Source organism: Nocardia sp. NPDC058519 (assembly GCF_042719755.1).
In the GTDB taxonomy this organism is placed as follows: domain Bacteria; phylum Actinomycetota; class Actinomycetes; order Mycobacteriales; family Mycobacteriaceae; genus Nocardia.
Genome location: NZ_JBHXNK010000005.1, coordinates 24,542 through 37,872 on the forward strand (window position 1 = coordinate 24,542; position 13,331 = coordinate 37,872).

Consider the following 13,331-nt stretch of genomic DNA (forward strand, 5'->3'; position numbering starts at 1 on the left):
GATCGACGATGGATTCGACAGTTCAGCGAATCGTGTTGGTGACCGGGGCCTCGCGGGGCATCGGGGCGGAGGCCGCCGCGCAGTTCGGGGCGGCGGGGGCGCATGTCGTCGTGAACTTCCGGGAGAAGCGTAAGCGGGCGCAGGATGTCGTCGACGGGATCGTGGCGGCGGGCGGGAGCGCCTCGGTGCTCGGTGCCGATGTTTCCGATCCGGCGGCTGTCGCGACGATGGTCGAGGAGGTCGGCCGGACGTTCGGGCGGCTGGATACCTTGGTGCTCAACGCGTCCGGCGGACTCGAGCGGGGTGCCGATCCCGGGTACGCACTCCGACTCAATCGGGATGCGCAGGTGAACCTGGCGACAGCGATGCTGCCGCTGATGTCAGAGGGTGGCCGGATCGTGATCGTTACCAGCCATCAGGCGCACTTCATCCACGAAAACGACAACGTGCCACAGGGTTACACGCCGATAGCACGGAGCAAGCGGGCCGGCGAGGATGCGCTGCGGGCGCTGATTCCCGAATTCCGCGAGCGCGGAGTCGGTTTCACGGTGGTGTCCGGCGACATGATCGACGGGACGATCATCGTCCGCCTGCTGGAACGGCGTGACCCTGGCAGTGTCGAATCCCGCCGTGCGGCGGGCCCGTTGCCCACGGTCGAGGACTTCGCGCGCGTGATCGTTCGGGCAGGCACCGAAGCGGTCGCCGACGGGCACACATACTTCGTCGGCGGAGACGACTATCTCGCCGCCGGTGCGCTCACGCGGTAACCATGTGGACCCGCCAACGCCGAACGGCGTGACCCGGGGGTCACGCCGTCAGGAGGGTCCGCATCAGGCAGAGGCGGTGACCGAAGCTTCGCGCTGGAGTTCCAGGGCGATATCGATGAGCTGGTCTTCCTGGCCGCCGACGAGCTTGCGCTTACCCGCGCGGACGAGCATTTCGGCGGCGGAGACACCGTAGCGTTCGGCCTGGCGTTCGGCATGACGCAGGAAGCTGGAGTAGACACCCGCGTAGCCCATCATCAGCGCCTGACGGTCGAGCAGGCATTCCGACGGCATGGCCGGGCGGACCACGTCCTCGGCGGCATCGGTGACGGCGAAGAAGTCCACGCCGGTCTTGACGCCGAGCTTGTCGCAGACGCCGATGAAGGCTTCGACCGGCAGATTGCCCGCGCCCGCGCCGAAGCGGCGAGCCGAGCCGTCGATCTGGGTGGCGCCCGCGCGCACGGCGTAGACCGAGTTCGCCACGGCGAGGCCGAGGTTCTCGTGGCCGTGGAAGCCGACCTGGGCGTCGTCGCCGAGTTCGGCGACCAGGGCCGAAACGCGGTCCGAAACCTGTTCCAGCACAAGCGCGCCCGCCGAGTCGACGACGTACACGCACTGGCAGCCCGCGTCGGCCATGATGCGCGCCTGCTCGGCCAGCAGCTCCGGGGTGGTGCTGTGCGCCATCATCAGGAAGCCGACGGTCTCCAGGCCCAGATCCCGCGCGTAGCCGAAGTGCTGAATGGACACATCGGCTTCGGTGCAGTGGGTGGCGATGCGGCAGATGGACGCGCCGTTGTCCTGGGAGATCTTGATGTCTTCCTTGACGCCGACGCCGGGCAGCATGAGGAAGGCGATCTTGGCCTGCTTGGCGGTCTCCGCGGCGGCTTTGATCAGTTCCTGCTCCGGGGTCTTGGAGAACCCGTAGTTGAACGAGGACCCGGCCAGGCCGTCACCGTGGGTGACCTCGATGACCGGGACACCGGACGCGTCGAGCGCGCCGACGATGTCGCGAACCTCGGTCACGGTGAACTGATGACGCTTGTGATGCGAGCCGTCGCGCAGCGAGGTATCGGTGACGCGCACATCGAGTTCGCCCGAGTAGGGCTTGCGCACATTGCTCATAGTTGAGTTCTCCCTTACGCCCGAGCCGAGAGGATTTGATCGGCCAGCACATCGCCGACCTTGGTGGCCGCGGCCGTCATGATGTCGAGGTTGCCCGCGTACGGCGGCAGGAAGTCGCCCGCGCCCTCGACCTCGACGAAGATCGACACTTTCGCCAAGCCGCCGGATACCAGCGACGGTTCGTCGAACTGCGGGTCGTTGAGCAGCCGGTAGCCGGGCACGTACTCCTGGATGGACTTCTCCATCCGGAAGATCGACTCGGAGATCGCGTCGCGATCGGCATCCTCGGGGATGGCGCAGAAGATGGTGTCGCGCATGATCATCGGCGGCTCGGCCGGGTTCAGGATGATGATGGCCTTACCGCGTTCGGCGCCACCGATGGTCTCCACACCCTTGGAGGTGGTCTTGGTGAACTCGTCGATGTTCGCGCGGGTACCCGGACCGGCCGACACCGAGGACACCGAGGCCACGATCTCGGCGTAGGACACCGGGACAACCCGCGAGACGGCGTTGACCATCGGAATCGTGGCCTGACCACCGCAGGTGATCATGTTGACGTTCGCCGCGTCGCGCAGCGAATCCAGGTTCACCGGGGGGATCACGGCCGGGCCGACCGCGGCGGGGGTGAGGTCGACGGCGCGGATACCCGCGGCCTCGTATTTCGGCGCGTACGCGCGGTGCACGTAGGCGGAGGTGGCCTCGAACAGCAGATCCGGCTTCTCGTCGAGGGCGAGCAGCCAGTCCGCGCCCTCGGCGGAGGTTTCCAGACCCAGCCCGCTCGCCCGCTTCAGCCCCTCCGAATCAGGGTCGATGCCGATCATCCAGCGCGGCTCGATCTTGTCCGAGCGCAGCAGCTTGTAGAGCAGATCGGTGCTGATGTTGCCGGACCCCACGATCGCGGCGGTGACTTTGCTGGTCACGGTGTACTCCTTGGGAAGTCTGGTTCAGCTGAAACGCAAACGGACGGAACCGAGTCCGGAGAACTCGGCGAGGAAGTCGTCACCGGGGCGGGCATCGATGGCGCGAGTGCAGGAACCGGGCAGCACGATGTCTCCCTTCTTCAACCGCACGCCGAAGGTCGCGACCTTGCGCGCCAGCCACGCGACGGCGATCACCGGATCGCCCAGCACCGCGTCGCTGCGGCCCTCGGCGATGACCTCGCCGTTACGGGTGAGCACGGCGTCGATGGCCTTGATGTCGATGTCGCCGGGTGCGACGCGTTCTTTGCCGAGCACCCACCCAGCCGAGGAGGCGTTGTCGGCGATGGTGTCGGTCAGGCCGATCTTCCAGTCGTTGATGCGCGAGTCGATGAGTTCGATCGAGGGCGCGTACGCGACGGTCGCGGCCAGCACGTCGGCCTCGGTGCAGTCCTCGCCGGGCAGGTCGGCGCCGAGCACGAACCCGACCTCGACCTCCACGCGCGGCAGCAGGAACTTCGAGGTGTCGACGGGGACGTCTTCGTAGACCTCCATGTCGGCGAGCAGGTGACCGTAGTCGGGCTCGTCGACGCCCATCATCTCCTGCATCGCCTTCGACGACAGCCCCACCTTGTGCCCGACGACCTTCGCGCCGGACCGGAGCCTGCGCTGGATGTTGAGCAGCTGGATCTCGTAGGCGTCGACCACATCGATATCGGGGAACCGGTCGACGAGCGGCGGCACGGCGACCCGGTCGTCTTCGGCGCGGGCGAGTTCGTCGGCGAGTTGAGTTCGTACCGCGTCAGGCAGCACGCGGACCTCCTTGGCAGCACGGTCGGAAGGATCTAGACGCCAAAACTGTAACCGGTTTTCCAGTTCAGCATCAGCCGTTCACCTGACAATACAACGCTACATCTGGTGATTTCTGCAACATGTTCTACCGAGTTCAACTTTTATCTGTCCAATGACCGGACCCTTCTATAACGTGTTCTACATGAGTGATCGGGAATACGATGTCGTGGTCGTCGGTAGCGGCGCCGCCGGGATGACCGCCGCCCTCGCGGCGGCGCACAAGGGACTGAGCGTTGTGCTGCTGGAGAAGGCCGCGCACTACGGCGGGTCGACGGCCCGATCCGGCGGTGGCGTCTGGATTCCGGGCAACAAGGCGTTGCTCGCGTCCGGACGCCCCGACGACCGCGAGGACGCGCGCACCTACCTGCACAGCATCATCGGCGACGTGGTGCGCGCCGAGAAGATCGACACCTACCTCGATCGCGGCGCCGAGGCGTTCGACTTCGTCCTCGACCACACCCCGCTGAAGATGAAGTGGGTTCCCGGCTACTCCGACTACTACCCGGAGGCGCCGGGCGGGCTCGGTCAGGGACGTTCGTGCGAGCCGACGCCGTTCAACGGCAAGGTGCTCGGCGCGGAACTGGTCAATCTGGAACCGCCCTACGCCAAGGCGCCGCTGAACGTGGTCGTCATGCAGGCCGACTTCGTGCGGCTCAACCTGATCCGCCGTCATCCCAAGGGCGCGATGCGGGCGCTGCGCGTCGGCGCGCGCACCTACCTGGCCAAGTGGACCGGCAAACATCTGCTCGGCATGGGGCAGGCCATCATCGCCGCCATGCGCAAGGGCCTGCTCGACGCGGGCGTGCCGGTGCTGCTCAACACCCCACTCACCGATCTGGTGGTAACCGACGGCAAGGTCACCGGGGTCAAGGCCACCGTCGACGGCGAACCGGTCACCTTCACCGCGCGCTACGGCGTGGTGCTCGGCGCCGGCGGGTTCGAACACAATGCCGACATGCGGGCGAAGTACCAGCGGCAGCCGATAACCACTGAGTGGACAACCGGTGCCGCGGCCAACACCGGCGATGGCATCGTCGCGGGTATGGCAGTGGGAGCGACGGTCGGGTTCATGGAGGACGCCTGGTGGGGTCCGACGATCTTCAAGGGCGGCAAGCCCTGGTTCGCGCTGGCCGAGCGCAACCTGCCCGGCACCATCATGGTCAACGACCGGGGTGAGCGGTTCGGCAACGAGTCGGCGCCCTATGTCGAGGCGGTGCACACCATGTACGGCGGTGAGTACGGTCAGGGCCCCGGCCCCGGCGAGAACGTGCCGTCCTGGCTGGTGTTCGATCAGCGCTACCGCAACCGCTACATCTTCGCGGGCCTGCAACCGGGACAGCGCTTTCCGTCGCGCTGGCTGGAGAACGACTACATCGTCAAGGCCGACTCGATCGCGGAGCTGGCCGAGCGCATCGGCGTGCCCGTCGAGAACCTGACCTCGACGGTCGAGCGCTTCAACGGCTTCGCCGCCACCGGCAAGGACGATGACTTCGGGCGCGGCAACAGCCACTACGACCGCTACTACGGCGACCCGACCGTGAAGCCGAATCCGTGCCTGGCCGAGCTGTCGCAGGGCCCCTTCTACGCGGCGAAGATGGTGCCCGGCGACCTCGGCACCAAGGGCGGCCTCGTCACCGACACGGCCGGACGGGTGCTGCGCGAGGACGATTCCGTCATCGACGGCCTCTACGCGGCGGGCAACTCCAGCTCGCCGGTGATGGGCCACACCTACGCTGGCCCCGGCGCCACCATCGGCCCCGCGATCACCTTCGCCTACCTGGCGGTCCTCGACATCGTCGCCAGGAAGACGACCGACTCGGCGAAGGCGAACGCATGAGCGTCAGCCCGACGATCACCCTCGGCTATCTCGCCGTGCTCGACGTCACCACGACCGGGTCTGCGGACGACACGGCCCGACACCCACAGGAGTAAAACCGTGCCCATTGATCTAGCGACCGCGCTCGGCGCGACTCTGCCCGCGCGCGAGTTCAGTTGGACGCCCACCGACGTGCAGCTCTATCACCTGGGTCTCGGCGCGGGCGCGCGCCCGACCGATCCGGCCGAGCTGGCCTACCTCGACGATCGCGAACCCCAGGTGCTGCCGACGTTCGCGGCGGTGGCGCCGACCCTCGGCGCGACCGAGCCGCCGAGGGTGAGTTTCCCCGGCATCGAGATCGACCTGGCCAAGGTGGTGCACGGGCACCAGGAAGTGGTGGTGCACAAGCCGATTCCGGCCGCGGGCAAGGCGGTCTGGGGCGGCCGGATCGCCGAGATCTGGGACAAGGGCGCCAATGCGGTGATCGTGCAGGAGCACACCGTCACCGGGTCCGACGGTGAACCGCTGTGGACGGTGCGGTCCTCCATCTTCGCCAAGGGGGAAGGCGGCTTCGGCGGCGAGCGCGGCCCGAGTACCCGAACCGAACTGCCCGATCGCGCGCCCGACGCGGAGCTGCTCACCCCGACGTTGCCCCAGCAGGCCCTCCTGTACCGCCTGTCGGGCGACCTCAACCCCCTGCACTCGGATCCCGAATTCGCCCGTGGCGCAGGCTTTCCCGCCCCGATCCTGCACGGACTGTGCACCTACGGCATGGTGTGCAAGGCCATCACCGACGCCCTGCTCGACAGCGACGCGAGCCGGGTCGGCGGCTTCCGGGCCAAGTTCGCGGGCGTGCTCTACCCGGGTGAGACCCTGCGCACCAAGGTCTGGCGCCAGGGCGACGAGCTGATCGCGGTCGTCACCGTGGTCGAGCGAGACGATGCCCCGGTCCTCGGCGACGTCGCGTTGCGAATCGTCTGATCCGAACCACTGATCATCAGGGCATGGTGCCGAGAGGGACCATGCCCTGATGACTTGGTGCGTGCGGAAACTCGCTGGACAGGGCCGATATAAGTAGTACATGGGTGAAGGCTCGGAGTCGTTGTTCTGTGGGGTCGCGCTGGCTGCTCGGATCGAGCGGTCGGAGGTCGATGCGATGGTGGGGGCCTGCGCGGTGGGGCGGGCGCGAGGTGGTGGGGGGTTCGTTCGGCCGGTTGCCGGCGGGGCGGCGTGTTTCGCGGAGGTGGGATCGCCGTTGAACAAAGTGGTGGGGATCGGGTTCGGCGGGGCGCCTTCGGCAGGGGAGTGGGAGGCGATCGAGGCCGCGTACGCGGAGGTGGGTGTGCCGGTACAGGTCGAGATCGCGCACCTGGCCGATCCGCGGATCGCGGCGGAGCTGACCGGGCGGGGGTATCGGTTGCTGTCGTTCGAGAATGTGCTCGGGATGGAGTTGGCGGGGCGTAGCTGGGCCGCTCCGGCGCAGGTCGAGGTTCGCCGTGCGGACGCCGACGCATTCGATACCTGGCTCGATGTCGTAGTCGGCGGGTTCGCCCATCCCGATGACGAGGATGTGCCGTCGCATGAGGAGTTCTCGCGCGAGGCGATCGCCGCGGTGATGCGAGATATGGCATCCGCCAACGAGACTCGCTGCTATCTCGCGTATCGCGATGGGCAGCCCGCCGGCGGTGCGAGCATGCGGACCGGGAGTGGCATCGCGGCTCTCGCGGGCGCCGCGACCGCGCCCGAGCATCGCAGGCAGGGTGTGCAAACCGCGCTCCTGTCCGCTCGCTTGACCGATGCGGTGGCAGCGGGGTGCGACCTCGCCGTGATCACCACCGCGCCCGGCTCGAAGTCACAGCAGAACGCTCAGGGCCGCGGCTTCTCGCTCCTCTACACCCGCGCGGTCCTGGTCAAAGAGGTCTGACAGGCGTTGACGACCCGCGCCAGCGCCCGTCGGCCACGGCGGCATCGATCGCCGCGTATCCCGCGGGTCGCATCCGCCCGGCCGCGATGAGGGCTTCGGCCTTCGCGACATTGATCTGCGACCACGGGCTGCGCGCCCGCCGCGGCGAATAGCGCTGCAGGTAGTGATCGGCATCGAGGCTGCGCCGGTGGCTGTCGATCCAGCCGTAGCAGAGTGCGCCGTCGAGGGTTTCGGTGATCGTCACCGAGGGATCCGGCGCGCCCTTCTTGGCGATCCGCACCCAGACCTCGCTCGCGTCGGCATGGTTGGCCGCCAGCCAGGCCTCCCATTCGGCCGAATCGGCGCAGGTGATGAATTCGATGCTCTGGTTCATGAGAACCATCCTGGCCGTCAAAGTGCTCACCAAATGAGCAGTTTTACCGGCAGTTGTTCTTACGCCTTGCCGTCGAGTGCGGCCAGCAGGGTATGAGCGGCCTGTTTCGCTTGATCGGCGCGGCCGGGGCTGTCCACCCCTTGCAGGTGGAAGGCCCAGTGGGCTTCGAACAGGCAGGCAAGGGCATACGCGGTCGCGGCCACCCGCTCCGCCGTCGCCGCGGGGTACGCGGTGCCGAGCTGCTGCTCGAGGCCGGGTAGCCAGCGATCGGTCCAGAGTTCGGTGAGCCGTTGGCGGACAACAGGTTCCCTGGCCGCGAGGGCGACCAATTCGGACCACACCACCAGGTCGTCGCGATTCGCGTAGGCGCCCGGCTCGAACATCCGGGTCACCCGGTGCTCGATCGGCTCGTCGGCGCCGAGGCGCACGAGCGCGTCACCGTACTCGGCGACGGCATCGGTGATGAAGGCCTGCATGAGCCCGTCCCGGCTACCGAAATAGTGCAGGACCAGGGTGCGCTGGACACCTGCCGCCGCAGCCACCCGCGACAGCGTCGTGTTGGCGAAGCCCTCGGCGGCGACGACCGAACGCGCCGCCCGCAGGATCTGGGCGATCCGTTCTTTGGCCTTGCTCGGGCGGCCGACTTTATTTACTGTCATGTTAGTAAATATATTCGATGGGGAGGCAATGATGCGAGTTGTGGCACTGGGTGGGGCAGGGGAAATGGGGCGCGCCGCGGCGCGGGTGCTCCACGGCGACAGCAGGGTGACCGCGCTGACGATCGCCGATCGGGACGAGTCGGCGGCCCACGCGGTCGCCGCGGAGCTGGGGGCCAAGGCCAGGGGCCGCCGCCTCGATGTCACCGACGGTCCATCGTTGACCGCGGCATTGCGCGAGGCCGATCTCGTCGTGAACACCGTCGGCCCGTACTTCCGCTTCGGGCCGCCGATCCTGGCCGCGGCGATCGCCGCGCACTGCGATTACATCGACATCTGCGACGATCCGCAGCCGACCATGGACATGCTGGAACTGGACGCGCAGGCGCGCGCGGCAGGCGTGACAGCACTGGTCGGCATGGGCGCGAGCCCCGGCATCGCCAATCTGCTCGCCGTGCTGGCAGGCTCGGAACTCGACCGGGTCGATTCCGTGGTCACCGGCTGGAACATTCACTCCGCCCATACCGAACCGGCAGGTCAATGCGCGACCGCTGCCGTGGTGCACGGCATGCTGCAGATCGCCGGTGACATCCCGGTCATCCGCGATGGCGTGCGCACCCAGCGGCCGGCGCTGGAACGGATGCGCATCGACTATCCGGGACTCGGCACCGGCGAAGGCCGCAGCTTCGGCCACCCGGAAGCGATCACCGTCTCGCGAGCCTTCCCCGAACTCCGCGACGCGACCACCGTGGTCGTCGGCGACCGCTCGACTTCGGCCGCGCTGCTGGCCCTGCGCTGGGCCATGGGCGCTCGCCTGCTGACACTCGATCAGGCGGCAGGACTGGCCGCCCGCGTCGAACGACTCCTGCCCGCCGATCCGGCGAAACTGATCACGGCCGGTGGTCTGCCACCCCTGTTCGCCATCGCGACCGGCCTTCGCGAGGGTGTCGCCGCGACCGCCGCCACGGCACTGTGCCAGGTCCCCGGCCTCACCATGGCCGACAACACCGGCGTGCCGTTGGCGGTCGCGGCGCTGTCGGGGTCGCGGAACCCCGGCGTCCACACTCCGGAGACCCTGCTCGATCCCCACGAGTTCTTCGCCGCGTTCGCCCCGCACTGTCTCGGCGCGCCGAGCCCCGCCGCGATGACGGTCACCACCCGAAGCTGGGCCACCGAGGAAGACAACACCGCAGCACTGTCGTCCGCGCTGTTGACCGCATTGCTCACGACGAAATGAGCCGACGCCCAGGTCTCCCGTGGCGTCGGCACATGCTCCTCACAGCCTGCTCAGGCCGCTCGATTCACAGCCAGGTGTCGAGGCTGGTGGTGGTGAGGAAGTGGTCCAGGTCGGCGCGCCAGGGGGCCGGAGTGGTCTTGTCCGGCTCGATGCCGGTGTATTGGCCGCGGTAGAACAGCAGCGGACGGCCGCCGGTAGCGGCCGATTCCGCGAGGGCGTGGACCCGGCCGATGACAATGTAGTGATCGCCGCCGTCGACGACGGAGTCGACGGTGCACTCGATGGTGGCCAGCGAATCGTCGAGCACCGGCACACCGAGTTCGGATTTCCGCCAGCCCACACCGGCGAACTTGTCGGGCTCACGCGAACCGAAGCGCGCGCAGACCGGCTGCTGTTCCTCGGAGAGAACGTTCACGCAGAACTTGCCCGCCGCCTCGATCGCCGCCCACGAGCGCGAGCCCTTGGTGGGGCAGAACAGCACCAGCGGCGGGTCGAGGGAGAGGGCGGCGAAGGACTGGCAGGCGAACCCGATCGGCGCGCCGTCGGGGTCGAGTGCGGTGATCACCGTGATGCCGGTGCAGAACTGCCCGAGCACGGTGCGGAACTGCCGGCCGTCGATCGCCGGTATTTGCTCTGTCATGTCCTTCGCCCCTGCTCTACTGCTGCCGAAATCCGACGGTGAAATCGTGACCCCACAGGCTGACCGCGGTCGATTCGCGGGCGACCCAGGCGTGGTCGTCGACTTCCAGTCCTTCACAGCCGAATTCGATATCGAATCCGCCGGGAGTCTTCATGTAGAAGGACAGCATCTTGTCGTTGATGTGCCTGCCGAGGGTGGCCGACATCTTCACCTTCTTGCGGTAGGCGCGGTCGAGGCAGAGGCCGACGTCGTCGGAGTTCTCCACCTCGATCATCAGATGCACGATGCCGGTCGGATTCGGCAGCGGCAGGAACGCCAGCGCGTGGTGGCGCGGGTTGCAGCCGTAGAAGCGCAGCCACGCCGGGTCGCCATCGGCGGGACGCCCCACCATCTGCGGCGGCAGCCGCATGGAGTCCCGGAGCCGGAAGCCGAGCACATCCTGGTAGAACGCCTGTGCCGCGGCGTCGTCGGTGCAGGTGAGAACCACGTGGCCCAGACCCTGTTCGGCGGTGACGAACTTGTGGCCGTAGGGGCTCACGAAGCGGCGGCCCAGGTACTGCGCGCCGTAGAACGCCTCGAGGGTGTTCCCGGCCGGATCCTGGAACCGGATCATGCCCTCGACGCGGCGCTCACCGAGCTCTTCCTTGGTGCCCTCGGTGAAGGCGACCCCGGCTTTGTCCAGGGTCTCCCGCAGCTGCTGCAGGCCGGGAGCGTCGGTGACCTCCCAGCCCGAGACCAGCAGCCGGTCCTGCTCGCCGGGGACGATCACCAGTCGCGCGGCGAAATCGTCCATGCGCAGGTAGAGCGCGTCGGGGTTCTGCCCGGTGCCCTCCATCATGCCGAGCACCTTGAGGCCGTACTCGCGCCAGGCCGCCATGTCGGTGGCCTCGATGCGCATGTAGCCGAGCGCGCGAATACTCATTGCTTCTCCCCGAGGAAATCGACTGTGAGCCGGTTGAACTCGTCGAACTTCTCCAGCTGCGCCCAGTGCCCACAGCCACCGAACACGTGCAGCTGGACGCGCGGGATCACCTTGGTGGCCACGAGTGCGCCGTCGAGCGGGTTCACCCGATCTTCGCGACCCCAGATCAGCAGCACCGGCTGACGCAGTTTGTACGCGTCACGCCACAGCATGCCCTTCTCGAAGTCGGCACTGGCGAAGGACTTGCCCATCGCCTTCATCGCGGCCAACGACTCGGGGGTACTGGCCAGCGCGAACCGTTCGTCGATCAGCTCGTCGGTCACCAGCGACTGGTCGAAGACCATGATCCGCAGGAACTTCTCCAGGTTGTCCCTGGTCGGTTCGTAGGTGAACCGCGAGAGCAGCTTCACGCCCTCGGTGGGGTCGGGCGCGAACAGATTGGTGCTCAGCCCGCCCGGTCCCATCAGCACGAGCTTGCCCGCGCGGGTGGGGTGGTCGAGGGCGAATCGCACCGAAGCGCCGCCGCCGAGGGAGTTGCCGAGCAGGTGCACCCGGTCGGTGATCTCCAGATGATCGAGCAGCGCGAGCAAGGCGTTCGAGCTGTGCACGAAGTACTGCGGGTGGTCGATCGGCTTGTCGGACTTGCCGTATCCCGGCTGATCGGGCGCGATCACGTGATAGTGCTCGGCCAGCACCGGGATATTGCGGGCGAAGTTCGACCACGCCGAGGCACCGGGTCCGCCACCGTGCAGCAGCACGATCGTCGTCGCGTTGCCCACACCGGCTTCGTGGTAGTGCAGCTTCAGGTCGGGGGTGACCTGCGCGAAGCGAGAGGTCGCTTCGTAGGTGAGTTCAGCGGTCTGGGTCATCGGCTACACCATGGCGTCGGTGACGGGCAGCCCGAACTCGTGCGTGCCGTACATGACGTAGGCGCGCTCGGGATCGTTGGCCGCGTGCACCCGCCCGGCGTGCGCGTCACGCCAGAAGCGCTGCAGCGGAGTGCCGTTGGCGAGCGCGGTGGCGCCGGAGGACTCGAACAGCTTGTCGATCGAGGCGATCACGCGACCTGTCGAGCGCACCTGGTCGCGACGAGCGCGCACGCGCAGATCGAACGGCACCTCCTCGCCTGCCAGCAGCAACGCGTACTCCTCGGCGACATTGCCCGAGAGCTGACGCCACGCGGCGTCGATATCGCTGGCCGCCTCGGCCACGCGGACCTTGGCGAACGGGTCGTCCTTGGCGTTCTCGCCGGCGAAGGCCGCGCGCACGCGCTTGCCCTGGTGCTCGACGTGCGCCTCGTAGGCGCCGTAGCCCATGCCGACGATCGGCGCGGAGATGGTGGTGGGGTGGATGGTGCCCCACGGCATCTTGTACACCGCGTCGGTGTTCTGCTCGAGGCCCGGCGCGCGGCCCTCGCTCATCGCGCGGAAGCTCAGGAACCGGTGCGACGGGACGAAGACGTCCTCGACCACGACGGTGTTGGAGCCGGTACCACGCAGGCCCACGACGTTCCACACGTCATCGATGCGGTAGTCCGAGCGGGGGATCAGGAAGCTGCCGAAGTCGACCGGCTTGCCGTTCTTGATCACCGGACCGCCGAGCACCGCCCAGGTGGCGTGGTCGGAACCCGAGGACCAGGCCCACGAGCCGCGCACGATGTAGCCACCGTCGACGGCCTGTCCCGCACCCATCGGCGCGTAGGAGGACGAGATGCGCACATCGGTGTCCTCGCCCCAGACGTCCTGCTGGGCCTGCTGATCGAACAGCGCCAGGTGCCAGTTGTGCACACCGATGATGCCCGCCACCCAGCCGGTGGAGCCGCACGCGCTGGCGATCCTGCGCACGGTGTCGTAGAAGACCACCGGGTCGGCGGCGTGGCCGCCCCACTGCTTGGGCTGGAGCAGCCGGAAGAAACCGGTCTCCTGCAGCGCCTTCATGGATTCTTCGGGAATGCGGCGCAGGTCCTCGGCCTCCTGCGCGCGCTCACGCAGCGTCGGCAGCAGTGCCTCGACCCGTTCGGTCACTTCTTGCGTCATTTCGGAGCCCGCTCCTGCCCTTGTCGGATCGACAACCGGTTCTTTTCGTCTCTGAGATTAGAACAGGTTCTC

General features: G+C 67.7%; 14 protein-coding genes. 5 read left to right on the top strand and 9 right to left on the bottom strand.

The window, feature by feature from the left end; genetic code table 11:
* Nucleotides 1-8: 8 nt before the first annotated feature.
* Nucleotides 9-767, top strand: a complete 759-nt coding sequence (locus ACFWPK_RS07680; protein ID WP_378913778.1) for an SDR family oxidoreductase — start codon at nt 9-11, stop codon at nt 765-767.
* Between the two features lie 63 nt (nt 768-830).
* On the opposite strand, the gene dmpG is transcribed toward ACFWPK_RS07680, so the two are convergent.
* Genes dmpG through ACFWPK_RS07695 form a run of 3 tightly spaced genes read right to left on the bottom strand, consistent with a single transcriptional unit; the run spans nt 831 to nt 3,616 of the window.
* Nucleotides 831-1,886, bottom strand: a complete 1,056-nt coding sequence (gene dmpG, locus ACFWPK_RS07685) for a 4-hydroxy-2-oxovalerate aldolase (protein ID WP_378870087.1) — start codon at nt 1,884-1,886, stop codon at nt 831-833.
* 14 nt (nt 1,887-1,900) lie between these two features.
* The gene (locus tag ACFWPK_RS07690) at nt 1,901-2,806 is read right to left on the bottom strand and encodes an acetaldehyde dehydrogenase (acetylating) (RefSeq protein ID WP_194825625.1); all 906 of its coding nucleotides are present in this window, start codon (nt 2,804-2,806) and stop codon (nt 1,901-1,903) included.
* Between the two features lie 24 nt (nt 2,807-2,830).
* On the bottom strand, nt 2,831-3,616 hold the full coding sequence (locus tag ACFWPK_RS07695) for a 2-keto-4-pentenoate hydratase (RefSeq protein WP_378913779.1): 786 nt from the start codon (nt 3,614-3,616) through the stop codon (nt 2,831-2,833).
* Between the two features lie 181 nt (nt 3,617-3,797).
* Between ACFWPK_RS07695 and kstD the strand changes: the two genes are divergently transcribed.
* The 3 genes from kstD (at nt 3,798) to ACFWPK_RS07710 (ending at nt 7,395) form a co-directional block, all read left to right on the top strand.
* Nucleotides 3,798-5,492 carry a 3-oxosteroid 1-dehydrogenase gene (gene kstD, locus ACFWPK_RS07700; RefSeq protein WP_378913780.1) on the top strand — a complete coding sequence of 565 codons (1,695 nt, stop codon included), beginning with the start codon at nt 3,798-3,800 and terminating at the stop codon, nt 5,490-5,492.
* 99 nt (nt 5,493-5,591) lie between these two features.
* A complete protein-coding gene (locus ACFWPK_RS07705) occupies nt 5,592-6,452 on the top strand; it encodes a MaoC/PaaZ C-terminal domain-containing protein (RefSeq protein ID WP_378913781.1) in 861 nt (286 codons plus the stop codon).
* Nucleotides 6,453-6,735: 283 nt separating this feature from the next.
* Entirely contained in the window at nt 6,736-7,395 is a 660-nt protein-coding gene (locus ACFWPK_RS07710) for a GNAT family N-acetyltransferase (protein WP_378914046.1), read from the top strand.
* On the opposite strand, the gene ACFWPK_RS07715 is transcribed toward ACFWPK_RS07710, so the two are convergent.
* Complete coding sequence (locus tag ACFWPK_RS07715) at nt 7,382-7,768, bottom strand: YdeI family protein (RefSeq protein WP_378913782.1); 387 nt, start codon at nt 7,766-7,768, stop codon at nt 7,382-7,384. The two genes, ACFWPK_RS07710 and ACFWPK_RS07715, sit on opposite strands and share 14 nt — an antisense overlap.
* Before the next feature lie 59 nt (nt 7,769-7,827).
* Nucleotides 7,828-8,427, bottom strand: coding sequence for a TetR/AcrR family transcriptional regulator (locus ACFWPK_RS07720; RefSeq protein ID WP_378913783.1), 600 nt, complete (start codon nt 8,425-8,427; stop codon nt 7,828-7,830).
* A gap of 31 nt (nt 8,428-8,458) precedes the next feature.
* Here ACFWPK_RS07720 and ACFWPK_RS07725 point away from each other — a divergent pair, with 31 nt between their 5' ends.
* A complete protein-coding gene (locus tag ACFWPK_RS07725; RefSeq protein ID WP_378913784.1) occupies nt 8,459-9,661 on the top strand; it encodes a saccharopine dehydrogenase family protein in 1,203 nt (400 codons plus the stop codon).
* A gap of 64 nt (nt 9,662-9,725) precedes the next feature.
* Here the strand turns inward: ACFWPK_RS07725 and hsaB are convergent, their stop codons facing one another.
* The 4 genes from hsaB to hsaA are packed head-to-tail and all read right to left on the bottom strand — an operon-like array spanning nt 9,726 to nt 13,259.
* The gene (gene hsaB / locus ACFWPK_RS07730; protein ID WP_378913785.1) at nt 9,726-10,301 is read right to left on the bottom strand and encodes a 3-hydroxy-9,10-secoandrosta-1,3,5(10)-triene-9,17-dione monooxygenase reductase subunit; all 576 of its coding nucleotides are present in this window, start codon (nt 10,299-10,301) and stop codon (nt 9,726-9,728) included.
* 16 nt (nt 10,302-10,317) lie between these two features.
* On the bottom strand, nt 10,318-11,223 hold the full coding sequence (hsaC, locus tag ACFWPK_RS07735) for an iron-dependent extradiol dioxygenase HsaC (protein ID WP_378913786.1): 906 nt from the start codon (nt 11,221-11,223) through the stop codon (nt 10,318-10,320).
* Nucleotides 11,220-12,092 (bottom strand): 4,5:9,10-diseco-3-hydroxy-5,9,17-trioxoandrosta-1(10),2-diene-4-oate hydrolase, encoded by an 873-nt coding sequence (hsaD, locus tag ACFWPK_RS07740; protein WP_378913787.1) that lies wholly within the window; start codon nt 12,090-12,092, stop codon nt 11,220-11,222. Before hsaD ends, hsaC begins: the two co-directional genes overlap by 4 nt.
* A gap of 3 nt (nt 12,093-12,095) precedes the next feature.
* Nucleotides 12,096-13,259, bottom strand: coding sequence for a 3-hydroxy-9,10-secoandrosta-1,3,5(10)-triene-9,17-dione monooxygenase oxygenase subunit (gene hsaA, locus ACFWPK_RS07745; RefSeq protein WP_378913788.1), 1,164 nt, complete (start codon nt 13,257-13,259; stop codon nt 12,096-12,098).
* Nucleotides 13,260-13,331 lie beyond the last annotated feature (72 nt).

Coding starts and splice junctions, on each gene's coding strand:
- hsaC (WP_378913786.1), bottom strand. CDS start 11,223: ATGAGTATTCGCGCGCTCGGCTACATGCGCATCGAGGCCACCGACATG.
- kstD (WP_378913780.1), top strand. CDS start 3,798: ATGAGTGATCGGGAATACGATGTCGTGGTCGTCGGTAGCGGCGCCGCC.
- dmpG (WP_378870087.1), bottom strand. CDS start 1,886: ATGAGCAATGTGCGCAAGCCCTACTCGGGCGAACTCGATGTGCGCGTC.
- hsaB (WP_378913785.1), bottom strand. CDS start 10,301: ATGACAGAGCAAATACCGGCGATCGACGGCCGGCAGTTCCGCACCGTG.
- hsaA (WP_378913788.1), bottom strand. CDS start 13,259: ATGACGCAAGAAGTGACCGAACGGGTCGAGGCACTGCTGCCGACGCTG.
- hsaD (WP_378913787.1), bottom strand. CDS start 12,092: ATGACCCAGACCGCTGAACTCACCTACGAAGCGACCTCTCGCTTCGCG.
- ACFWPK_RS07725 (WP_378913784.1), top strand. CDS start 8,459: ATGCGAGTTGTGGCACTGGGTGGGGCAGGGGAAATGGGGCGCGCCGCG.
- ACFWPK_RS07720 (WP_378913783.1), bottom strand. CDS start 8,427: ATGACAGTAAATAAAGTCGGCCGCCCGAGCAAGGCCAAAGAACGGATC.
- ACFWPK_RS07680 (WP_378913778.1), top strand. CDS start 9: ATGGATTCGACAGTTCAGCGAATCGTGTTGGTGACCGGGGCCTCGCGG.
- ACFWPK_RS07715 (WP_378913782.1), bottom strand. CDS start 7,768: ATGAACCAGAGCATCGAATTCATCACCTGCGCCGATTCGGCCGAATGG.